This window comes from Gordonia sp. CPCC 205333 (assembly GCF_048537885.1).
Taxonomy (GTDB): Bacteria; Actinomycetota; Actinomycetes; order Mycobacteriales; family Mycobacteriaceae; genus Gordonia.
This window is the reverse complement of sequence record NZ_JBCLVI010000001.1, coordinates 234240-257104: the sequence shown is the minus strand read 5'-3', so window position 1 is coordinate 257104 and position 22865 is coordinate 234240. Positions and strand designations below refer to the sequence as shown.

16 protein-coding genes are annotated in these 22865 nt (G+C 62.0%); 9 read left to right on the top strand and 7 right to left on the bottom strand.

What is annotated here, in order from left to right; all coding sequences use genetic code 11:
* Positions 1–127: 127 nt before the first annotated feature.
* Positions 128–3139: an MMPL family transporter gene (locus AAFP29_RS01190; protein WP_419215471.1), complete on the top strand. Its 3012-nt coding sequence runs from the start codon at positions 128–130 to the stop codon at positions 3137–3139.
* A gap of 4 nt (positions 3140–3143) precedes the next feature.
* Here AAFP29_RS01190 and AAFP29_RS01185 read toward each other — a convergent pair whose 3' ends face one another.
* The 4 genes from AAFP29_RS01185 to AAFP29_RS01170 form a co-directional block, all read right to left on the bottom strand.
* On the bottom strand, positions 3144–5294 hold the full coding sequence (locus tag AAFP29_RS01185; protein WP_419215470.1) for a DUF2339 domain-containing protein: 2151 nt from the start codon (positions 5292–5294) through the stop codon (positions 3144–3146).
* Between the two features lie 88 nt (positions 5295–5382).
* Positions 5383–6048: a response regulator gene (locus AAFP29_RS01180; protein ID WP_419215469.1), complete on the bottom strand. Its 666-nt coding sequence runs from the start codon at positions 6046–6048 to the stop codon at positions 5383–5385.
* Entirely contained in the window at positions 6041–7261 is a 1221-nt protein-coding gene (macS, locus tag AAFP29_RS01175) for a MacS family sensor histidine kinase (RefSeq protein ID WP_419215468.1), read from the bottom strand. Before macS ends, AAFP29_RS01180 begins: the two co-directional genes overlap by 8 nt.
* Positions 7258–8532 (bottom strand): AI-2E family transporter, encoded by a 1275-nt coding sequence (locus AAFP29_RS01170; RefSeq protein ID WP_419215467.1) that lies wholly within the window; start codon positions 8530–8532, stop codon positions 7258–7260. The genes macS and AAFP29_RS01170 overlap by 4 nt, the downstream gene beginning before the upstream one ends.
* 107 nt (positions 8533–8639) lie before the next feature.
* On the opposite strand from AAFP29_RS01170, the gene AAFP29_RS01165 reads away from it, so the two are divergent.
* Both AAFP29_RS01165 and AAFP29_RS01160 read left to right on the top strand, forming a co-directional pair.
* Positions 8640–9764: a lysylphosphatidylglycerol synthase transmembrane domain-containing protein gene (locus AAFP29_RS01165; protein WP_419215466.1), complete on the top strand. Its 1125-nt coding sequence runs from the start codon at positions 8640–8642 to the stop codon at positions 9762–9764.
* 151 nt (positions 9765–9915) lie between these two features.
* The gene (locus AAFP29_RS01160; RefSeq protein ID WP_419215465.1) at positions 9916–10368 is read left to right on the top strand and encodes a DUF3054 domain-containing protein; all 453 of its coding nucleotides are present in this window, start codon (positions 9916–9918) and stop codon (positions 10366–10368) included.
* Here AAFP29_RS01160 and AAFP29_RS01155 read toward each other — a convergent pair.
* Positions 10361–11989: an NTF2-like N-terminal transpeptidase domain-containing protein gene (locus tag AAFP29_RS01155; RefSeq protein WP_419215464.1), complete on the bottom strand. Its 1629-nt coding sequence runs from the start codon at positions 11987–11989 to the stop codon at positions 10361–10363. The two genes, AAFP29_RS01160 and AAFP29_RS01155, sit on opposite strands and share 8 nt — an antisense overlap.
* A gap of 191 nt (positions 11990–12180) precedes the next feature.
* Here AAFP29_RS01155 and AAFP29_RS01150 point away from each other — a divergent pair, with 191 nt between their 5' ends.
* The 4 genes from AAFP29_RS01150 to AAFP29_RS01135 all read left to right on the top strand — a co-directional run bounded on the left by AAFP29_RS01150 (position 12181) and on the right by AAFP29_RS01135 (position 16534).
* Entirely contained in the window at positions 12181–12921 is a 741-nt protein-coding gene (locus AAFP29_RS01150) for a pirin family protein (protein WP_419215463.1), read from the top strand.
* 37 nt (positions 12922–12958) lie between these two features.
* Positions 12959–14956, top strand: a complete 1998-nt coding sequence (locus AAFP29_RS01145) for a M13 family metallopeptidase (protein ID WP_419215462.1) — start codon at positions 12959–12961, stop codon at positions 14954–14956.
* Positions 14953–15480 (top strand): potassium channel family protein, encoded by a 528-nt coding sequence (locus AAFP29_RS01140; RefSeq protein WP_419215461.1) that lies wholly within the window; start codon positions 14953–14955, stop codon positions 15478–15480. Before AAFP29_RS01145 ends, AAFP29_RS01140 begins: the two co-directional genes overlap by 4 nt.
* 94 nt (positions 15481–15574) lie before the next feature.
* Complete coding sequence (locus AAFP29_RS01135; RefSeq protein ID WP_419215460.1) at positions 15575–16534, top strand: R2-like ligand-binding oxidase; 960 nt, start codon at positions 15575–15577, stop codon at positions 16532–16534.
* A gap of 6 nt (positions 16535–16540) precedes the next feature.
* On the opposite strand, the gene AAFP29_RS01130 is transcribed toward AAFP29_RS01135, so the two are convergent.
* Entirely contained in the window at positions 16541–17038 is a 498-nt protein-coding gene (locus AAFP29_RS01130; RefSeq protein ID WP_419215459.1) for a YfbM family protein, read from the bottom strand.
* Between the two features lie 87 nt (positions 17039–17125).
* Between AAFP29_RS01130 and AAFP29_RS01125 the strand changes: the two genes are divergently transcribed.
* Positions 17126–17983 carry an alpha/beta fold hydrolase gene (locus AAFP29_RS01125; protein WP_419215458.1) on the top strand — a complete coding sequence of 286 codons (858 nt, stop codon included), beginning with the start codon at positions 17126–17128 and terminating at the stop codon, positions 17981–17983.
* 39 nt (positions 17984–18022) lie between these two features.
* On the opposite strand, the gene AAFP29_RS01120 is transcribed toward AAFP29_RS01125, so the two are convergent.
* Positions 18023–18709, bottom strand: a complete 687-nt coding sequence (locus AAFP29_RS01120) for a slipin family protein (RefSeq protein WP_419215457.1) — start codon at positions 18707–18709, stop codon at positions 18023–18025.
* Positions 18710–19461: 752 nt separating this feature from the next.
* On the opposite strand from AAFP29_RS01120, the gene car reads away from it, so the two are divergent.
* Positions 19462–22854, top strand: coding sequence for a carboxylic acid reductase (gene car, locus AAFP29_RS01115; RefSeq protein WP_419215456.1), 3393 nt, complete (start codon positions 19462–19464; stop codon positions 22852–22854).
* The last annotated feature ends 11 nt before the right edge of the window (positions 22855–22865 follow it).

Sequence of the window (22865 nt, the reverse complement as noted above, 5' to 3'; positions counted from 1 at the left end):
GACGCTCAGGACCGCCTGTAAGACTGAGCCGTCTGCCCTCTACTCGCGGGAGCCCGCCGGACGATCTCCACGGAGATCACCCCGGATATGCGGCGCGGCCAGAGGTTTATGAAAGGAAATCTCTCCAGTGTTCAGAGCCATCGGCACATTCGTGTACCGGATGCGATTCGCTGTCATCGCGGTACTTATCGCCCTCATGGCAGGCCTGGGCCTATACGGTCTGGACCTCAATAAACACCTGAGCCAAAGTGGTTGGTTCGATCCGACATCCGAATCGGTCAAGGGCGCTCAGCTCGCCGATCAGTCACTCGGCCGCGACCACAAGTCCGATGTCATCTTGTTGATTACGCCGCCCAAGGGGACATATGTCGACAACGAAGAATTCGGCGCGAAGATCGAGAATTTCCTCGACGACCTCGTCGCGACCCATCCCGGCTCGGTCGACCGCAACGATCCGGGCATTGTCGACCCGTTCGATCTAGGTGACCAGTCCCCCGCGACGAAAGCCGCGGTTGATCAAAAACGGGCACGTCTTTTCACCCCGGATCGTCAACACGCCTTCATCAGTATCGGCATCAAAGGCAATGACGACACCGCCGTACTGGCCAACTTCAAAGCCGTTGAGCCCGCCTTCGACGACATCGCCGGCCGTTTCGACATGCCTGGCACCACTTTTGAACTCGCCGGCCTGCAGCCGGTAGCCGGAGCCATGGCCAACGGTATGGATGAGGATATTCACCGCGCCGAAGTCATCGCCTTGCCGATCGTGGCGCTGATGCTCTTCTTCGTCTTCGGCGGTGTGGTTGCGGCCTGTCTCCCGGTGCTCATCGGCGGTCTCACCATCGCCGGCTCGCTGGGCATCATGAAATTCCTGGCGCAGACCACCGAGCTGAATATCTTCGCGCAATCGGTGGTGACCCTGATCGGTCTGGGTATCGCCATCGACTACGGACTGTTCGTCGTCAGTCGGTTCCGCGAAGAGTTAGCCGAAGGCTATTCGACAAAAGCCGCGGTCCGAAGAACCGTGATGACCTCGGGGCAGACCGTTGCCTTCTCGGCGACGATTATCGTCGCCGCCCTGGCCTGTCTCCTGATGTTCCCTCAGGGCTTTTTGAAGTCGGTCGCCTATGGCGCGATCGCCTCGGTCAGCCTGGCGGCCATCTTGTCGATCACGGTGCTGCCGGCGATCTTGTCGATTCTCGGACCACGCATCGACATGCTGAGCCTTCCGTTCCTGCGGCGTACCCGCACCAAGAAGGAAATCGAAGACGGGTTCTGGGGCAAGCTGTCCGGCTGGGTGATGCGCCATCCGGTCAAGACCGCGGCCCCGACCGTCCTCCTCCTGCTCGCGTTGATCATTCCATTCGGCAATATCGCCTTCGGCGGTATCTCGGAGGCGTACCTACCGCCGGACAATCCAAACCGCCAGGCGCAGGAACACTTCGACGAACTGTTCCCGTCGGAGCGGACCGAAGGCATCAAGCTGGTCATCGCATTCGACCCGAATAGCGACGAACAGAGCGCGGCACTCCAGCAGATCGCCGACGACGCTAACAAGATTCCCGGTTTCACCAAGCAGTTCAGCACGTCGACCGACGGTGGCGCGGAATCCGGTGAATACGGCAATTTCGGTGTGCTCCAAATGTCGGCAGGCCTGAAAGACCGCGATACCGCCGGTGAGGTGATCAAGAAGCTCCGGGAGATCAACACCCACGGCACCACCATGTTCGTCGCCGGGACTCCGGCCCTGACACAGGACTCCATCGACGCCCTGTTGAGTCGCCTTCCGGTGATGATCGTACTGTTGGTGCTGGTCACCGGCTTGCTAATGTTCCTGGCCTTCGGCTCGGTGATCCTGCCGATCAAGGCCGGGCTGATGTCGGCGCTCGGCCTTGGCGCCACCTTGGGCATCCTGACCTGGATCTTTGTCGACGGCAACGGCGCGACCATCGCCAACTTCACCCCGGGTCCACTCTTCGCGGCGATGCTCGTGCTGATTATCGCGATCGTGTTCGGCCTGTCCACCGACTACGAGATCTTCCTGCTCTCCCGCATGGTCGAAGCCAGACAGAAGGGTGCCAGCACCACCGAAGCCATCCGAACCGGCACGGCACATACCGGCCGTCTCATTACCGCTGCGGCGGCGATCCTGGTTGTCGTGACTGGCGCATTCGGCCTATCCGACATCGTGATGATGAAATACATCGCCTACGGCATGATCGCCGCGCTGATCCTCGACGCCACAATCATCCGCATGCTCCTGGTGCCTTCGGTGATGAAGCTGCTCGGCGACGATTGCTGGTGGGCACCGCGGTGGATGCAGAAATTGCAGCAGAAGATCGGTTTGGGCGAGGCCGTACTCGACGACGAACCTGACGAGCTCCGCGACGGCTCGCGCGCTCACCGACCGATGTCGGCGGGAACGATGATCGCCGAGGCTCCGACGAGGGCCTTCGCCGCGGGCGGACCTCGCTCGACGACGCCAGTCACCGACCGCCCGAAGGCATCCTCAGCTCCGCGCCGTCGCCCGGCGCCGCAAACCGGTAGTGGCCCCCAGTCGGTCGCACCGCAAAGCGGGCCGCAAGGCACTTCGCCGACCGCGTCGCCCCGTCCCCCTGGACCGGGAACCGGACCTTCGGGCCCCCTTCCCACTCCGGGCCAGCGGCCACCCGCCGCCGCCCCGGTGGTATCTCGTCGGGACAAGCGCCGGGAATCACGTCCGGACACCGGACGATGGCGTCTCGGCGAGGGGGGCATCTCCCTCGGTAACGCGAAATCGGCTGCGCCACAACAGCCGGCGCAACCACAGCCCCGGCCTCAACCACCGGCCCAGCCGGATCGTCCAGCGGCACCCCCGCAGGCACCGACTCCGCAGCCGGCAACTGGCAACTCGCCGCTACGCCGGCGGCCCACACTCGAGGAGACCGGGCGTCGACCGTTGGCCGCATCGGTCAATCCGGAGGACAAGCGTCCAGCCGCCGATGCACCCCAAGGTTCACCGATGAACCGCGGCATCGCCGACGAGGTGCGTGAACCGCAGGTCGATGACGACTCCAGCGGCAAACGCGCGGCGCGCGACGATAACGAGCAGATCAGTGTGCAGGATCTGTTGCGGCGCAGTCGAAATCAGCGGGACTGACATCTCACCTATTCCCCCCGGCCGGCATCGACGGTCGGGGGTTTGGTGTTTGGGGGTCAGTCGCGTTGTCGAGCAGGCGGGCGTACCCGGCGCCGAGCGCCAACAACACCAATCCGACGACGATGAAGGCGATCACCCGGAACAGACCGTTGAGCGTTGCCAAGTCGAAGAGGAACAATTTGCCCACAGCGCCTGCCGTCAACGCGAGGCCCGCGCTGACCAGGAGTGTCCGGTTGACGCCGTGCACTCGGGTTGCATAGGCGAGCATTCCTGCGGCCACCGCGATCCAGCCGATAGTGGCAGCCATATGGCCGCCGAGGAATCCCCCGCCGGTGCCGGCGATCAGCATTCCCGTCAGCACCGCGAACTGGGTGCACTGATATACCGCGATGACACCTGCGATAGACCAGCGCAGCCGACTGAGTTCCTCAGCCGACGTGTCGGCCGTCCGTTGATACGAAATCGCCAGCATTATCGCCGCACCAGCAGCAAGTAGGCTCGCGATAATCGCCGAAACACTTTCCCCCACAGTTAGTTTCGGTGCGGAAATCAAGTTCCACGGCGGGCAGAGCACCAGCAGCCCCAGTCCACCGAGGACGGCGGCACACGTCGCGATGACGCGCACCATCGCGCCGAACGCGACGTCGGCTCCGACCCGGCTGATCTCCGACACCGGAGCCGACGCCGCCGCCGGGCCCGGGGAAAATCGTCCGAATAAGTGTCTACCAAGGGCAGATTGCCCTTGGCCGGCGTCTATTCGGACGATTTTCTCGGATAGGGGGTGACCGGCGGCGAGACCGAGTGCCAGCGCCAACAACACCGGCACGACGACGGTCTGATCGAAGGCCAATGGCAACGCCACAAACGATGCCAGCGCTGCCGTCGCGAACCACGTGATCCGAACACCGGTTGTCGCGCCGGGAAGGCGACCGCCAATTGCGCCAAGTGTCAACAGAATAGCGGCATAGGCAGCGATCACCGCTGCGCAGATCCGCGGATCAACCACGGTGGCGGCCAGGGCCATCGGAATCGCACCAGCACCGCTTATCGCGGCAACGCCGACACGAAGGCGTATGGGGCGCAACACAATCAGAGCAGATCCGACCGCGAGTAGCGCGTTGACGGCGGTACAGCTGATCAACAGGACTGCGTGGTCGCCGACCAGTTGTCCACTCGCGGCGAGACATGCCAATGCGAGTGGCGCCGTCGATACGGCAGTACGCGCCGCGTAGAACGCAGGCCAATCCTTACCGATCGGCACCCATAGTGCGGCGGCCGAAAGCACCAGCATGAATGCGATCAGAGTGAAGTCGAGTCCGCCGGCAATAGCCGGGGCCAGGACCATCAACGGAACCATCACTAGCACACCGAGCCATTCACTATCCCACAATCGGGAAATCGCAAGCCCCGCAACGGCAATCAGCCCAGCGATGATCAGTGCGACCGCCGAAGGCAGCCAATGATAGATCGTGGTGACAGCCATGGTGTCGAGATACGCCGCTCCGATACCGGTTGCGGCCAGGGAGATTCCGCCGACGCGACCATCAGCGCGGCGATAGACGAGCACTCCGACCCCGACCAACGCCGCGGCCAATACCGCACCACCGGCTACCCGCAATTCGGGCCGTAACAGCCCGGCCTGTGCGGCGAGCACGAGCAGCAGCACCACTCCGATCAGTGTGACCGCGACGCCGACCGCCGCGAGCACCCGCCCAATGATCTGCGACGACGGCCGGCGAGGCTGGCTCGGTGGCGCCGGATATCGCGGCGGAAATTGCTGGCCGACGGCACGAGGGTCGACGCCTCGCCCGCCTGCGGTTGGAATGAAACCAAACTGCGGGTGGCCCGACGGTACTAATCCTGGCTGCGCGAAACCAGGTGGCGCCAAACCAGGCTGCGCAAAACCAGGCTGCGCGAAACCGGGCGGCGCGAAACCCGGCGGCGCGAAACCAGGGTGCGCGAAACCGGTCGGGGCAGGTGCTCCAGTCGGTATCGGGGGCGAGTCGGCAATCGCTTCCGGTTCCGACAGCATTCGCCGGACCTGCGCGAGCTCGGTGGATATCGCGGAGGCCCGACGGGAGATGTCGGCACTGTCGGCGGTCAGTCGAGTAAGGATCGCCAGCGTCGTCGGACGGGACGGGTCAGGGGCACTCATTGCTCCACGGTCGCATGCCCCGAGTCACTCCCGAGTGCGTAACTCTACCTATATCCGATGGGTAATTACCGAAATGACCTGCGGAAACTCATTCTTCGTCGAGTCCGTGCTCAATGGCGTAGCGGGTCAACTCCACCCGGTTACCCAGTTGCAGTTTCCGCAGGGTCGCCTGCACATGATTCTCCACAGTGCGGTGGCTCAGGGTCAGTTTGGTGGCGATTTGCTTGGAACTGAGCCCCTTGGCCACGTAACGCAACACCTCGGTCTCACGCGCGGTCAGCGCCGGGACATGCGGACCGGCATCCGGCGCCGCCGCGATCCGCCGGTACTCACCGAGAATCAGCCCCGCGAGCCCCGGCGTGAACACGGCTTGTCCGGCGGCGGTGGCCCGCACCGCATCGACCAACTCCGCCTTCGAGGATGACTTCACCAAGTATCCGATCGCACCGGCTTTGACCGCCTCCAGCACATCGTCGCGCTCATCGGAGGCCGACAGCACCAGAATTCGCGAATTCGGTGACACCGCAATAACTTTCGCGGTCGCTTCGGCGCCTGTGCCATCCGGAAGTTGCATATCCATCAACACGACGTCGGGTGCAACTGCCTGCGCTCGGCGGGCCGCCGCGCCTACTCCATCGGCGGTCGCGACCACATCGAATCCCTCGTCGGTGAGGTCGCGGGCCACTCCTTCGCGCCACATCGGATGATCGTCGACGACCATGATCCGCAATGTCTGTCCCGTTTCTTCACTCATTACCTCTCCTGCCCTCGCTCAGCGGAACGGTCAACTCCCACTCGGTTCCGATGCCGGGCCCAGAGTCGAGAACGGCAGTGCCACCGAGACTTTCGATGCGTTTCACGATGGATTGCGCGACGCCCAGCCGCCCCTGGAGTCTCGCCTGCGCCAGTCGACCGTCCGGGATGCCCACGCCGTCGTCGCGGATGCTGACCACCACCTGTTCACCGAGGTTCTCGACGAGAACGAAGGCACGGGCCTGCTCCCCAGCGTGTTTGACCACATTGTCGAGCACATTGGTTACCGCTGCGTCGATTTCGGCGGCTAAGCCTGCGTCGACGACGACTGAATCGAGTGGAGCGCTCACTGAAACTCGCTCTGCCGCATGCCTTCTGAGCAGCACGGCAAGGTCGGCCTGATCTGGCGCGGCAACGTCGGACGATGCCAGATCTACCTCGGTAGCTGCCAGCAGCTGACGTAGGGACCGCTCTTGCTCACTGGCCAGGGTCGCCAATTTTGTAGTGTCACCACCTATTTCGCGGCCACGCTTGGCGATCAGGGCGAGTACCTGCAAAACACCGTCGTGCACCTCACGAGACAACCGTTCACGTTCTTCTGTGGCGGCCGCCAATCTCATCGCCACGACGAGTGCGCGATGCGAACGGCGAGCACTCACCGCAGCCAGCCCAACCACCACGCCGACGGCCAGCAGCACGATCAACGTCGCGTTGCGACCGAAGTTGAAACTGACGGTGCCTTTTATGAAAAGGCTTGTGCCGGCGACCATCGCGGCGAATACGCCGCCGGACACCGGTCCGGCGAAAATCGCCGCGGAGATGACCACATTGGTCGCCCACAGAGTTGTCGGCCAGGTCTGATTATTGGCAACCCAGTGGTCGCTGGCCACCAGCCAGGTGGACATCAACAGGGCGCAGGTGACGACGAGTTCGGCGATGATCCAGTACCAATTGCGACCGAAGCCGACGAGATAGGCCACCGCGAATAGCGCCGACGACACGATCAATCCAGCGAAAAGCGCCCACGTGGTCCCCGGATGCAGCAGATCGCCGTTGACCGCGATCTGAAAGCCGAGCGCGTAGAGCACCGACAGCAGCCGAAACACCTGCGCCGCATTCCACAACGGACCTACCGGATCGGAGTCGTCGTCGGCCGCTGTGCGTCGGCCGCGGAGATCGCCGTTACCCACCGATAAACCGGAAACCACACTCACGGTGCCGCGCCCGGATTCTCGCCGAACTCATCCCAGCGCGGCTCGTCCGGGTCGGCGACATACATTCGCTTGTCCGAAAGGGTCTTTTCCGGTGCCACGACCGCTTTCTCGCCGCCCGACGCCGTCGAATCAGCATCGGATGCCTCACCATCGGACTCACTGTCCGAACGTGAACTGGCATAGAGACTTCGAATCGCGGTGTTCAAAAATGCGATTATCGGCACGGCCAACAGGCCGCCGACAATTCCGGCCGACACCAGTCCAGCCGCGATCGCCAGCACCACCGCCACCGGATGCAGCCGGACCGAACGGCCGAGGAGAAATGGTTGCAGCACATGACTTTCCAGCTGCATTACGCCGACGACAATTGCCGCCGAGATAACTGCCGCGATCCATCCCTTGGTCACCAGCGCCACGAGCACCGCAAGCGAGCCGGTCACCAATGCGCCGACGATCGGTACAAACGCACCGAGAAAGACCAGCGAGGCAAGTGGAAGAGCAAGGGGCACATTGAGAATCGCGAGTCCCGTGCCAATACCCACGGCGTCGACCAGAGCGACCGCTACCGTCGCGCGGACGTAGCCGACGAGTGTGCCGAATCCCGCGACACCGGCTACCCGAACCTTCTCTCTGGTTCCGGTGGGCACGGCGCGGGTCATGAACTGCCACATCTGCCCGCCGCCATAGAGGAAGAAAATAACGAGAAACAGGGTCAGGAGGGCCCCGGTGACGATCTCCGACGCGGTGGTCGCCGTAGCCAGTGCACCGCTGGTCACCTTGTCTTGATTGTTATGCAGGAACTCGGTGAAGTCGTTGCCGACATTGCCGACTTGTTTGTCACCGAGCCCCAGCGGCCCCTCGGTAAGCCAGCCCTTGACGTCATTGACCGTCGCGGTGACCTGATCAACCAGTGCCGGAACACCTTTGATGAATTCTTCGACCACAAAGGTCATCACCGCGGCGAGGGCCCCGATCGCGCCGACGAGGGCCAGCAATACCGCGAGCGACCGCGGCAGACCGGCCCGGTCCAGCGCGTCGACGATCGGCACGAGCATCGCACTGACCAGGATCGCGAGTGCGACCGGCACGATGACCGTCTCGAATCGATCGAAGAACATCACCAGTACCGCGCCAGCCGCGGCAATCACCAGCAGTCGCCAACTCCACTCCGCGGTGGCTCTGACCAGCGGATGAACCTTCTCGCGGTCGATCTCACGGAGACCGGCCGACCGGTCCGGCAATTGGTGTGAACCGAGTCCTGTGTCTGACACAAAGCCAAGCGTAGCGGGGTGTTCATCGGTAAGAATGCCGCGACGCCGTGCGAGTTGACCTACCGCGGAGTAATGTTCACAGCCCGCCAAACGCTATGGTGAACAGCATGGCCGATTCCCCGAGCGCCGCGCGGCGGCAGCGGCTTTGGTGGCTTCGGTGGGTTTTGCTCGCCATCGTCGTCGTGATTCTCTCTGTCGAGGGCATCCTCATCTGGCCGAAACTCGAAGACGCGTGGGCGCGTATCGGCGAACTGCAATGGGGCTGGATAGCCGCCTGTATCGTCGCGTCACTGCTCTCGATGGACAGTTTCGCGCAGGTCCAGCGAGCACTGCTGCGGTCGGCAGGCGTGATTGTTCAGCAGTGGAAATCGCTCGCCGTCATTCTTGCCGCGAACTCGGTGAGTCAGACAATGCCCGGCGGGCAGGTGCTGTCCCCGGCATTCACCTATCGAGAGACCCGCAAGTGGGGTGCCTCGCCGGTGGTCGCCTCCTGGCAAGTCGTCATGTCGGGACTGCTGGCCGGCGTCGGACTGGCGGTGCTCGGTCTGGGCGGCGCCATCATGGCCGGCGCAAAAACCAGTCCCTTCTCCATCATTTTCTCTATCGTCGGGTTCGTCGCGGTCGCGGTCATCATGCAATACCTCGCTACTCACCCGGAGTCGGTGCAGTCCGGGGGTACGCGGGCCCTGGGGTGGTTCAATCAGATCCGCAACAAACCGACCGACCACGGCGTCCAGAAGATGCACGAGACTCTCGAGCAGTTGCGTGCGGTGAAGTTGAACAAACGCGACGCGACGGTCGCCTTCGGGTGGAGCTTTTTCAACTGGGTCGCCGACGTCGCGTGTCTGGCATTCGCATGCTGGTCGATCGGCGCGCACCCGAGTATTTCCGGTCTGATGGTCGCCTACGCCGCCGGCAAGGCAGTCGGGTCTGCCATTCCCCTGCTCCCCGGCGGTATCGGTGTCGTCGACGCCGTGTTGGTGCCCGCGCTGACTTCGTCCGGTATGCCCGCGACGGACGCCATCACAGCAGTGCTGATTTACCGTCTGATCAGTTATGTGTTCATCGCGGTCATTGGCTGGATCGTGATCATGGTGATGTTCCGCCGCACCATCAAACCCGACGACGCGGCCGAGGATCTCAAGTCCGTCGAAAAAGCGATCGACGCCGAACTAGCCTCCGAGGACTCACCCCGGCGCAACGGCGAGGACCAACCGCCGGCGACAGCCTGAGAATCTCGGCCCCCTCGCGGGTTTCGAAGGGCATATTGCCCTTCGAGTCCAGTCACGGGGATGACATTTTCACGCTCCGCCCGATCCGCCACGTCGCTACCTCGTACCGCCCGACCACTCGTCGTACAAAAGACGCTATTCTGACGCAACCATGTCCAAGATCGGAAGCGCACCAACGTCCGGCGGGGAATCGACCCTCCCGCTGTTGGCTACCGCCTTCGCTGACATCATCGCCGTGACGGTATTCATGGCGATCGGCCGGATGAACCATCACCACGGATTCGATCCACTGAGCTTTCTACAATCCTGGTGGCCATTCGCGGTTGGTGCCGCGGCCGGATGGTCGATCTGCTACCTCTACTCACACGTGCGCTCCAGCGAGATGCTCCGCAGCGATTTTCATCCCGAGCGGATGCCAACCGGAATCGTCGTCTGGATCGTGACGGTCGCGGTCGGGATGATGTTGCGCTGGATTCTGCACCAGGGCACCGAAGTCAGCTTCATCATCGTCGCGACCTGCGCGCTGGGATTGTTCCTACTCGGTTGGCGACTCGTCGCACGGCTGGTTCGAGTACGGCAGCGCGGAGCACTTCCGACTACTTGATGGTGAAGTACTTCTGCGCGACTTGCAGCGCCGCCGTTCCTGACTGAGCACCTTCGGTGTAGATCACGATCACCTTGCGGTCCTGGATTCCGACGAACCAACCGGGTCCCTGCGGGCCGTTGGTACCGACCAGCGCTTTGAGGCCCTGCGCTCGACGCAGATCGCTCGCATCGCCTGATTTCGCCGTGGTGGTCATCGCCGTCAGGATCTGCTTGCTCAACGTCGGATCAAGCGCTCCGAGTTCACCGTCGGACACCTTGGTCGGAGTTCCGGTGATCACGAACGGTGCCACCGACGACGGTGCGTTATTCGCGCTGCGCGCCATCGCAACACCCAGCGCCCCCATGTTGAGCATTGAAGCGTTGAAATCCGACGGCTTGAAGTCAATCGTGCCGATGCCGTTGCTCTTCGCCGGTGTCGCGGCACCCGGGACGGTGAATTTCACACCGAGGCCAAGACGGTCGAGCAGAGTCTCGTCGGTGTTCTGCGCCGACGCCGTGCGCTGGACCGCAGCGAACACCTGATTCAGCGTGGTGCCTACCGGATAGGTCTGGTCGAGGTTGATTCCCCGCGCAGCGGCAGCGTCGTTCTGCGCCATGCCCAGAATGCCGCCGCTGCTGGCGTCGAGGGCGAGAATCGTAGCGGGCTGGGCGACCTCGACGGCCGCGTCACCGAGACTGAGCTGCAATTGCTGATTGATCGACGTCGGAACGCTCTTACCAGCTGGGCCCTGCTCACCGGCCAGCTTGGTCGGGCGTTGACCCGGCTGAACCAGCTGCACCTGCCACCCCGACGTCGCATCGCGAATGGCTTGCCAATAGTTCGTCAACCCGACTTCGAGTGGGGAGTTGAGGCGACGGTCAGCCATCACCAACATGTCGGTGCGATTCACCGAGACGCCCGCAACCTTGCCTGGATTGCCCGCGAGCACTTCCATATCCGAATTACGCAAGGTCACCGCGGTGATCGGCGCTCCGGGTTGTTTGGCGATCATCCCGTCGATGACGTCGGCGGTGATCAGGGGCGCGATCGGCTTGATAGTGCGAACCAGCCCGGCGATGGATGCCTTGAGATTGGTGGTCTTGGACGGGTCGAACACGATTTCATTGACCGGCTGCAAGTTCATGAAACTCCGGCCCGACGCACTGCGCACCGACGGTGCTGGTGTTGCATCGGTCCGGACTTCTCGCAGTTGCGCGTCACGAGTCAGCCCGGTGTAGAGCAGTCCGGGCTCCCACTGAATCTTCCAGCCGGACGACAGTTTGCGCAGTGTGCCAGCGGTTTTGGTCTCGAAGTTCCGATCCTTCGACCAGGTGTATTTGGTGGTCAGCGAAAACGAGGCGGTGCCGTCGCTGTACTCGACGGGCTTGTGCACCGAAATATCGATGCGCTGGGCATGCATCGCGTTCAGGGTGCCGGCAAGCAATTCCGAAGCCTGGCCGGGCGCTGTCGTGTTGTCGGCGGCAGCGGAAGCATCCTGACGGGATAGTGCCCCGGCGAAATCATTGACCACACCGGCGGCGCTGGTGGGTGAATCCTGGGTTCCACACGACGTTATTGCGAGACCGCACGCCACCGCCGCGGTCAGCGCCACCGGCGCACGCTTCACCCAGATCTTCATGATCACAATCTTCACTCGTGTCACATGAACTTGTCGACCGAGATCACTCTCGATCTGCTACCAACGTAGTCACAATCGGGTCACATTGCGGTTATCGAAGTGAGGATTGTGACCTGCGATACCGATGTTGCGCATGATTCGGGTGGCGGAGTAGTTGGCCATTCCCCCACCCACGCTGGGACAATGTCGAGGTGACCTACACAGTCCACTACTCAAGCGACCGCGCCACGACGACGACCGAGTGGTTGCGGTCACGGCACAGCTTCTCCTTTGGCGACCACTACGATCCCGCCAACACACACCACGGGATGTTGCTCGCGGTCAACGAAGAAACCGTGGCCGCACAGCAGGGTTTCGACACCCATCCACACCGCGAAACTGAAATCGTCACCTGGGTGCTCGACGGTTCGTTGGTACATCAGGACTCAGCGGGACACTCCGGAGTCATCTATCCCGGACTGGCTCAGCGAATGAGCGCAGGAACCGGCGTCGAACACTCCGAACGCAACGACACTTGGTCGTCGCGACCGGATTCGGGACATACCCCGGTCCGGTTCGTGCAAATGTGGCTGATGCCAGACGAATACGGCCTTGCTCCGTCCTATGGCCAGTCAGACGTCGACGGCGACCTCGCCGACGGCGAACTCATCGCCGTCGCATCGGGTTCACCCTCGATCGACTCAGCCATCCGCGTCGCCAATAGGAACGCGACGATGTACGCCGCCCGTCCGACCACTGGCCAGCAGATCGTCATCCCGCCGACCCGGTTCACGATGGCACTGGTGACCCGGGGCAGCGTCGTATTCGACGCCGGTCCTTTAGGAGCCGGCGACGCGATCCGCGGCACCGACCTCGGCGGCGAACCGATCACCGCAGTCTCCGACGCCGAGATCCTTATCTGGTCGATGAATCGCGCGCTTGGCGAGCAGTAGCCGAACGAGGCTGACGGATCTCGACAACGGTGGAAGGATGGTCGCCGTGACTGCTACTGAACCCGTCTCCGACCAAAAACCCGCCTCCGGCATCGACCTTTCGTTCGTCGACGACTCCATCCGCATCCAGGACGATCTGTTCAGCCACGTCAACGGCAAATGGCTGGACAGTCATGTCATCCCCGACGACCGCTCGGTCGATGGCGCCTTTCACGTCCTACGTGACCGCGCCGAGGAGAATGTCCGCGACATCATCATCGCCGCCTCACAAGCCGACGCAGCCAGCGGCTCGGACGAATGCAAAATCGGCGACCTTTATGCATCGTTCATGGATACTTCGCATATCGACGCGCTCGGAATCGGGCCGATCACCGAAGAACTGGAAAAGATCGCCGCGATCGATTCGACGTCGGCACTGGCTACCCGGATCGGCCGACTGCAGCGCCACGGCGTCGGCGGTCTACTCGGCTTCTACGTCGACACCGACGCGCGCAATTCCGATCGCTACCTCGTTCATGTGGTGCAGTCCGGCATCGGACTGCCCGACGAGTCCTACTATCGCGAAGAGAAACACGGACAGACCCGCGAGGCCTATCGGGAGCACATCGCCGCCGTATTCGCACTGGCCGACATCGACGATCCGGCCGCCGCCGCGACGACGATTCTCGATCTGGAGACCGCTATCGCCGCCACCCACTGGGATGTCGTTCGGCGCCGCGACGCCGAGCTCAGCTACAACCTGCTGACCTATGGTGAATTCACTTCTACCGCAAATGGTTTCGATCTCGACGCGTGGATCGGCGGACTTGGCACGGCAGCCGAGCCTACCTTCGCCGAGGTTGTCGTCGGACAGCCTTCCTTCGTCAGCGGTGTCGCCGAACTCGTCGCCGGGCGCCCGCTCGACGAATGGAAGACCTGGCTGACCTGGCGCCTGCTTCGATCAGCAGCACCGTACCTGTCGCAACCGTTTGTCGACACCAACTTCGACTTCTACGGACGCACGCTGACCGGCGCCGAAGCCAACCGTGACCGGTGGAAGCGCGGCGTCGGTTTCGTCGAAGGCGCAGTGGGCTTCGCGGTGGCAAAACTCTATGTCGCACAACACTTCCCGCCTGCGGCAAAGGAGCGGATGGATGAGCTGATCGCCAATCTCATCGAGGCCTACCGTCGCAATATCTCCGATCTGGAATGGATGACTCCGGCGACCCGTACTAAGGCTCTGGCAAAGCTGGACAAGTTCACCCCCAAGATCGGCTATCCCGCGCATTGGCGCGATTACGACGCACTCATCGTCGATCGCGGCGATTTGATCGGTAACGTCGCCCGCGCGTCATCCTTCGAGCAGGATCGCGAGTTGGCGAAGATCGGCCAGCCGGTCGACCGCGACGAGTGGTTCATGACGCCGCAGACCGTCAATGCGTACTACAACCCGGGAATGAACGAAATCGTCTTTCCCGCAGCGATCTTGCAGCCGCCGTTCTTCGACCCCGATGCCGACGACGCCGCCAACTACGGGGGCATCGGCGCTGTCATCGGACATGAAATCGGCCACGGCTTCGACGATCAAGGCGCCAAATACGACGGTGACGGCAATCTCGTCGATTGGTGGACCGACGACGATCGGACCGAATTCGGCAAGCGCACCCGCGCACTCATCGAGCAGTACAACGCCTTCTCGCCTACCGGCCTCGACGACGATCATAAAGTCAACGGCGAGTTCACCATTGGCGAGAATATCGGCGATCTCGGCGGCCTGTCCATCGCGTTGGTGGCTTACCGACTGGCTGACGGCGCACCCCCGGTGATCGACGACCTGACCGGAACCCAGCGCGTGTTCTTCAGTTGGGCGCAGATCTGGCGGACAAAGATCCGCGACGCGGAATCGATTCGACGACTGTCCATCGACCCGCACTCGCCGGCCGAATTCCGCTGCAACGGCGTGGTGAGCAACGTCGATGCGTTCTACGAAGCATTCGACGTCTCCTACGGCGACGCGCTGTATCTGTCTCCTGATCAGCGCGTCCGGATCTGGTGACCGCGTCCTTTTCGTTGTCGCCCGACGGCCCGGCGTCTGGCCGGGCCGTCGCGCTCGCTCTACTTCGCCCACTGCTCGGTGGCGCTCTACTGATCGCGGCATATTTCGTGTTCCCGCTCGGCAAGACCGAATCGGGCACCAAATTCTGGCTCAGTGTTGGCATCATCGGACTGGCCGCCATGTGCGCGTGGGAGATTCGACGTTTTCGGAGTTCGGCACATCCAGTTGCGACAGCGGTGGAAATGCTAGTCGGCGTCGGCACTTTCTACGTGGTGGTGTTCTCGACGACATATTTCCTGATGTCCGAATACGGACACCAGACGTTCAACGAGCGCCTGACCCGTCTCGATGCGCTCTACTTCAGCCTGACCGTGTTCACGACAACCGGGTTCGGTGATGTCGCGCCGGATTCGCAGACGGCCCGTGCGGTGGTGTCGGTTCAGATGATCAGCACTTTCGTCCTGCTTGGGTTGGGGCTGCGCCTGCTACAGGTCCTGGTTCGCAGGCGCACCGGAGGCGACTAGAGACGGAGTCGCGCAATCGACCACATTCGCCGACGCCGAGGGTTAGCGTCAGAGGGACAGCCCGCAAACACTATCGGCAACAAGTGGTGAGCCCATGACCGTGATAGCACCCAAACCCGTTGGCCGCGAAGGATTCTCCTCGCTTCGCTCCGGTGGATTGCAGTGGGAGTCATTTCCCCTGCGCCTGTTCACCAAGGGCAACGCGAAGTTCTGGAACCCGTCCAGCATCGATTTCAGCCAGGACGCCATCGACTGGCCGACGCTGAATCCCGAGGAACAGCGATCATCGACATTCCTAGTCGCGCAATTCATCGCGGGCGAGGAGGCGGTGACCGAGGATATCCAGCCGTTCATGAAGGCGATGGCAGCCGAGGGGCGGTTCGGCGACGAGATGTACCTGTCGCAGTTCTGCTTCGAGGAAGCAAAGCACACGCAGGTCTTTCGACTCTGGATGGATGCTGTCGGGCTGTCCGACGATCTGCACCCGTATGTCGCCGACAATCCGTACTATCGCCAGTTGTTCTACGACGAGCTGCCGAACTCACTGGGACAACTGGATTCAGATCCTTCCCCGCTCAACCAGATTCGAGCCAGTGTCACCTATAACCATGTCATCGAAGGCAGCCTCGCGCTAACCGGCTACTACGCCTGGCAGCGAGTGTGCACCAAACGGGGCATCTTCCCCGGCATGCAGGAACTGATCAAACGGATCGGCGACGACGAACGTCGCCACATGGCCTGGGGCACTTTCACTTGTCGACGCCACGTCGCCGCCGACGATTCCCTATGGACCGCGGTCACCGATCGGATGACTGAACTCATGCCGATGGCTCTTGGCATGATCGGATGGGTCAACGATCAATTCGATGAGCCGCCGTTCGGCATCGACAACTCCGAATTTCTGTCCTATGCCGCCGATCGGGCCCAGCGTCGGCTCGGCGCGATCGAGTCGGCGCGTGGCCGCCCGCTCGCCGAGATCGACATTGACTACTCACCGGAGACGCTGGAGAACCAATTCGGCGACGAGGATATTGCGGCACTGGCCGGCAGATAGACGCGGTCAGTAAATACTGACCACCACGGCTTGTCCCGTGTCATGTGCGACCCGGTAGAACTCCTGCAAGCGATGCAGCTCGGTGATCAGCGTGGCTATCAACTCAGCCGGGTCGCCCGACCAAATATTGGGATAGACCTTCGTCCGCATCGTCTTGGCGTCGAAGCCATGCGCGACTTTCTCGTCCGGCACCGCGTCGAGCGCAACGCGAATCCGGCCAACCTGGTCGGCCGGAATGTAGGTGATGAAATCGGCATCCTCGTCGTCATCGAAGAACGCGATCCCGACGATGGCTTCGCTCACCGCGTCACCGTCGATCGGTTCGGATCCGGGCTTACCGGTGAGGACGAAATGCAGTCCGTCCCATAACTTGTCGATATCCTCGACGCCCCCACCCTCTTCGGCCAATTCCTCGATGCGTTCGAAGACGTCGGCTCGGTTGCCGGCAAGCAACTCGTCTAGTTGCGCACCCTCCAGCCGCTGGTACTGCGCGATCTGCCCCATCACTGACTCCTCGTCGTATTGCGTTCGACGACAGGCTATCGGACCCCACCCCTACCCAATAAATAGAACACGTTCTACTGTGTAGAGGTGGATGTCTCATACGACGCGACCAAACGTGAGCTTGTGACCGACCAGGGAGTGATCCGGTACCACGAGGCCGGCTCCACCGACAGTCCGCCACTGATCCTGCTCCACGGGTCGGGGCCCGGCGTCACCGGCTGGCGCAACTATCGCAACAACCTCGCGTTCTTCGCCCAGACCCACCATTGCTACGCGATCGAATTTCCCGGCTTCGGAGTTAGTGATGCGGTCGAGGGCCATCCAGTTCTCACCGCCGGCGCATCGGTCATCAGGTTCATGGATGCTCTGGATATCGACTCGGCCGCGATAGTCGGCAATTCGATGGGCGGCGTCGTCGGCATCAATCTAGCGATCAAACATCCCGACCGCGTCGCGAAACTCGTGACGATCGGCGGCGTCGGGCCAAACCTGTACAGCCCCAGTCCATCGGAGGGACTACGACTGTTGCAGGAATTCACCGATGCCCCCGACCGCGACAAGCTTATTCGCTGGCTGAACTCAATGGTCTTCGACCGCAAGCTGGTCACCGACGAGTTGATCGAGGAACGTTGGGCCGCGGCCATCAACCCCGACGCGCAGAAGACTGCCCAAATGATGTACGGCTCAGCGGCTTTCGCCATGCAGCAGAAGTTTCTCGCGAACTCGAACACGCCACCGTATTGGTCGATGATGCATAAAGTGACATGCCCGACGCTACTCACCTGGGGGCTGGACGACCGGGTGAGCCCGCCGGACATGTCGCTCGCTCCGCTGCGGTTGATCCCCAATGCCGAGCTACATGTATTCCCCAACTGCGGGCACTGGGTGATGATCGAGGCGAAAGAAGCATTCGAGTCGACCGTCGGAGCATTCCTGCAACGCTGATGGGCGCGACTTCAGTTGCGCCCGTGGTCGATTCACGAGTCAAGACTCGTCGGCGTCGGCTCCTATTGCCAGCACGATCTTCGATCCGTACGGGGCGGCCTGGATCATGCGCAACTGAGCAAGTGCAGGAGACGCGTCGAGCATCTTGCCCGCGTTTGCCAAGGCACGCAGGGCGGCGGTCTCAGCTCGCGCTTCCTCCAGTTTCGCCGCTCCGCGCGTCTTGGCCGTCATCAATTCCATTGCCGCCGATCGAATTTCACTCGGCACGATGATGTCCTTGAGCACCGTGCCGATAACCTCCACACCGACGGCGGTCGCGACCGACTCCACCGCGACGCGAACCGGAGCCATATCGATCACGTTTCCGCGCGATAGAAGTTCTGCAACGGTGAGCCCAACGATCTCGTCGCGCAAGGCGATCTGCGCGGCGAGATAGAGACCAGCGTCAGGATCCTTGGCCACCTCGACATACGCGACCGGATCGACGACCCGAATACGCAGGGCGAGAGTGACCCGCATGGTGACGGCCTCGGCAGTGGTGATCTCCTGAGGCGAGGTGGTCAGCACCCGGTCTCGCATGTCGACGAAAGCGAAGGTCGGCGAACCCAGTACTCGATGGCGGCCAGCAGTGAGGATGCGTTCGACACCACCGTTGCGATATACCAACGCACGAAAACCGGCCGGGACCGTGACCCGTTCACCGGGGAAGAGATTTGAAATACGCATAGCAGACCTCCTTTCGCGTCAATGTCGCCATGCAAGTTTGTATTCGGTTGTCGTAGTTCAGTTTTCCACAGTTGACGAGTCACATCCCGGCGTCGCCCGCACCGGGCGATCGTCGATGACGGGGCCGCAGGACCCGCGCCGATCTGCAGCAGACCGCCGCGCCCTGTGCCACAGGGTCGTCGAAAACCGTTGTCCCGGTGCGGATGACATAGTTGATAGGGAGTCGAACCCCGGGGATATGCAATCCGTTACCAGTGGAGACGCCGGGAGCAAAACGTGCGGAACCGCGCACGGTACCCCGCTGCGGCCACTCTCCCAACACCGCAGACAAGCATGGCGGATGCGGAGGCGCGGGCGCAATCGAATTAGCCGGCGATGTTTCGCCGCGTCCAGCGCGCCCCATATGTCGTGCGGTGCAGATAGGGTCGAAGTCAACTTAGTCGAGGTGTCTTGTTTCAGGACGTATACGAGTAGGCGGGAACGCTCCGTCTGGTTGGCACAGAACGCGACGGCGAATCGTTCTGCTTGCCCCTGAATATTTATCAAACAGTATGTGCTCGAACATGCCAGCCACCAGCAACATCACCATCAGACGTCGACGCGGAGAACGCAACTCGTACGTGTAGCACCAAACCCCTACTAATCGCACGTACTAGTGAGATCTTTCACCACCCCCTTCCGATCTCGCAGGAGCGGAGTAGTTTGCGAATATATAGTTAGGAAATCGAACTATATATTGAAGCGGAGGACCTATGACCAGCCATCCCAGCGCACTGCCAGCGTCGATCGAACCACGCGATCCCGATCCCCAAGCGACAGAGAAGATTTCGCATTGTACGACGACTGCGGAACTTGTCCGGGTTCTTGCCGAGGCATACGGCGATCGCCCTGCGCTGGGGTGGCGAAGGGCTGGCGAACCCGCATCGTCCTGGCTCACCTTGACCTACCGAGACCTCGCCGAACATGTAGCGGTGGCTGCGGAACTCCTGCAATCGTCTGCTGGCGTTGCCGAGAACGACCGCGTGGCGACAGTCGGATTCACCAGTGCCGAATACACCATTGCCTCACTTTCAATCGGCACACTCGGCGCGCTGGAGGTACCGCTGCAAAACGGCGGATCCGTCGACGTGTGGACTGCGATCCTCGCCGAAACTGATTGCGCGGCAGCGGTTGTCGCAGCAGATCAACTGCCCTCGATTGTGCGTATCGTCGAATCGGGCGCATATGTCGGGCTACGCCATGTCGTTCTCTTCGACGTCGACTCGCGCAATGGAACGGCAGCAGTCGACGACGCGCGTCGACGCCTAGCCGCAACGGACACTTCGCTCCATATCCTCGACCTCGACGCCACCCCGGCAGGTCAACCCGCAGAGTTTCCACAACCCTCGACAGATCCGAACCGCATCGCGCTTCTGATCTATACCTCCGGCAGCACGGGAACACCGAAGGGGGCCATGTACACCGAAACATCGGTGACACGGCTATTCCAGTCCGGACTCAGTGGGCTCGGAGCCGGTACTGACGGCCACGGGTGGATCACCCTGAACTTCATGCCGATGAGCCACGTCATGGGCCGCAGCACGCTCTCGCAGACGTTGGGCAACGGCGGCACCGCATACTTCACCCCACGCGCCGACCTTTCCGAGTTACTCGCCGACCTCGCGGCGGTTCAGCCGACCGACCTGCAATTCGTACCGCGAATCTGGGACATGCTGTACCAGGAGTATGTCCGCTTGACCGATCAGGGCATCAGTGCGCACGACGCTCAGGCCCGTATGCGCGAACACTACTTCGGCAGTAGGACCGCCACCGCTATCACCGGCTCCGCGCCGATTTCCGACGAGGTCCGGCGGTTCGTCGAGGCGATGCTGCCGGTCCCACTTATCGAGGGCTATGGGAGTACCGAGGTCGCAGGCGTGTCCATCGACGGCCACATCCAGCGGCCGCCGGTAGTCGGCTACAAACTCATCGATGTTCCTGAGCTCGGCTATCTGAGCACCGATCAGCCGCACCCCCGTGGCGAACTGCTCGTCAAGACTGACCACATCTTTGCCGGGTACTACAACCGCCCCGACCTCACGGCCTCAGTATTCGATGATGACGGCTACTACCGAACCGGGGACATCGTCGCCGAGACCGCACCCGATCAGATCAAATACGTCGACCGTCGAAATAACGTGATGAAACTTTCGCAGGGTGAATTCGTCGCTGTCGCCCACGTCGAGGCGACCCTGACCACCCCGCCGATTCAGCAATTGTTCGTCTACGGCAACAGCGCTCGCCCATATTTGCTTGCCGTCGTCGTTCCTACCCCGGAACTACGCGATCGCTATCCCGACGACGACGTTCTGCGTCGGCAAATACTCACCACCCTGCGTTCCAACGGTGAGCGCAATAACCTGGCGGCTGCGGAGATTCCGCGCGATGTGATCATCGAGCGCACCCCGTTCAGCCTCGAGAACGGTCTACTCACCGGGATCCGCAAACTGGCGCGACCGCAGCTCAAAGAGCGGTACGGACCTGGGCTCGAGGCGCTCTACGCCGAGTTGGCCGACAGTCGTGTCACACGGTTGCGCGACGTCAAGTCCGTTGCCGCGCAACGCTCAACCTTGGCGACGGTCATCGACGTGATCACCGCGGTACTCGACCTCGCCGACGGAGAAGTCGGCGCGGCAGCTCGCTTCACCGACCTCGGCGGCGATTCACTCACTGCGGTCACCGTTGGCAACGAACTCCGTGACATCTTCGACGCCGAAGTGCCGGTCGGTGTGCTAACCAGCCCGTCATCAACCCTGTCCGACATTGCGAAACATATCGATGGCCGCCACAGCGAAGCTCGCCCCACAGCCGAATCGGTGCACGGAATCGGAACCACCCTACGCGCAGCCGATCTCACGCTTGATAAATTCCTGGACGAGGACTTTCTGCGCGACGCGGCCGGTATCGTATCCGCAAACCCGGACGTACGAACCGTATTCATCACCGGCTCAACCGGATTCCTCGGACGCTACCTGACGCTCGACTGGTTGCGGCGGATGGCCGAAGTCAACGGCAGGGTCATCTGCCTTGTCCGCGGCTCAGACAATGACTCCGCCCGCGCACGTTTGGACGCCGCCTTCGACGCGAGTGATCTATGGCCGGAGTATCAGCGTCTTGCCAAAGATCATCTGCGAGTACTCGCAGGCGACAAGGATGCCGATCTGCTCGCCCTCGCCCCCGACGACTGGAGCGACTTGGCGAGATCGGTCGACCTCATCATCGATCCCGCCGCGTTGGTCAACCACGTGTTGCCGTACCGAGAACTATTCGGGCCCAACGTATCCGGTACCGCCGAACTGATTCGGCTCGCGTTGACCAGCACGCGCAAACCGTATGTATACATCTCGACTGTCGGCGTCGGCGATCAGATCGCGCCGGGAACGTTTGCCGAAGACCCCGACGTTCGGGAGATGAGCCCGGTGCGCGAGATCAACGATGCCTACGCAAACGGATATGGCAATAGCAAGTGGGCCGGTGAAGTGCTGCTCGCTGACGCTCATGAGCGATTCAGGTTGCCGGTCAATGTCTTTCGATGTGACATGATCGTCGCAGATGATCACATCATCGGGCAGCTGAACTTGCCGGACATGTTCACTCGCTTGCTGATGAGTGTGTTGGCGACGGGTCTGGCACCTCGTTCGTTCTACGAACTGGCAGCCGACGGGGCGGTACAAGAGGCCCACTTCGACGCTCTACCAGTCGACTTCCTCGCCGAAGCGATCAACACCTTATGGGCTAGCAGCGGAACACGAACTTTCAATGCGATGAACCCGCATTCCGACGGCGTCGGATTCGACCAGTACATCCGGTGGCTGATCGACAGCGGTGAGCAGATCACACTGGTGGACAATTACGACGACTGGTACCGGCGATTCGGCGCAGCCCTGGCCGACCTACCGGAGAAGCAGCGCCGCGGCTCGTTGATTCCCTTGCTGCACAACTATGTACAGCCAATGACACCTCATAACGGAGGTATGGCTCCCGCAGATAAGTTCCGGGAAGCGATCCGGGCAGCGAGTGTCGGCGAATCCTCCGACATCCCACACATCACGCCGCCGATCATCGAGAACTACGCTCGCAGTCTTCGCGGCCTAGGAGTGATCTGATGGCCGGCGAC

Bases quoted from the DNA above. Each gene is read 5' to 3' on its own strand.
- AAFP29_RS01185 (WP_419215470.1), bottom strand. From the start codon at position 5,294: ATGAGTGCCCCTGACCCGTCCCGTCCGACGACGCTGGCGATCCTTACT.
- AAFP29_RS01180 (WP_419215469.1), bottom strand. From the start codon at position 6,048: ATGAGTGAAGAAACGGGACAGACATTGCGGATCATGGTCGTCGACGAT.
- AAFP29_RS01165 (WP_419215466.1), top strand. From the start codon at position 8,640: ATGGCCGATTCCCCGAGCGCCGCGCGGCGGCAGCGGCTTTGGTGGCTT.
- AAFP29_RS01160 (WP_419215465.1), top strand. From the start codon at position 9,916: ATGTCCAAGATCGGAAGCGCACCAACGTCCGGCGGGGAATCGACCCTC.
- AAFP29_RS01155 (WP_419215464.1), bottom strand. From the start codon at position 11,989: ATGAAGATCTGGGTGAAGCGTGCGCCGGTGGCGCTGACCGCGGCGGTG.
- AAFP29_RS01145 (WP_419215462.1), top strand. From the start codon at position 12,959: ATGGTCGCCGTGACTGCTACTGAACCCGTCTCCGACCAAAAACCCGCC.
- AAFP29_RS01135 (WP_419215460.1), top strand. From the start codon at position 15,575: ATGACCGTGATAGCACCCAAACCCGTTGGCCGCGAAGGATTCTCCTCG.
- AAFP29_RS01130 (WP_419215459.1), bottom strand. From the start codon at position 17,038: ATGGGGCAGATCGCGCAGTACCAGCGGCTGGAGGGTGCGCAACTAGAC.
- AAFP29_RS01120 (WP_419215457.1), bottom strand. From the start codon at position 18,709: ATGCGTATTTCAAATCTCTTCCCCGGTGAACGGGTCACGGTCCCGGCC.
- car (WP_419215456.1), top strand. From the start codon at position 19,462: ATGACCAGCCATCCCAGCGCACTGCCAGCGTCGATCGAACCACGCGAT.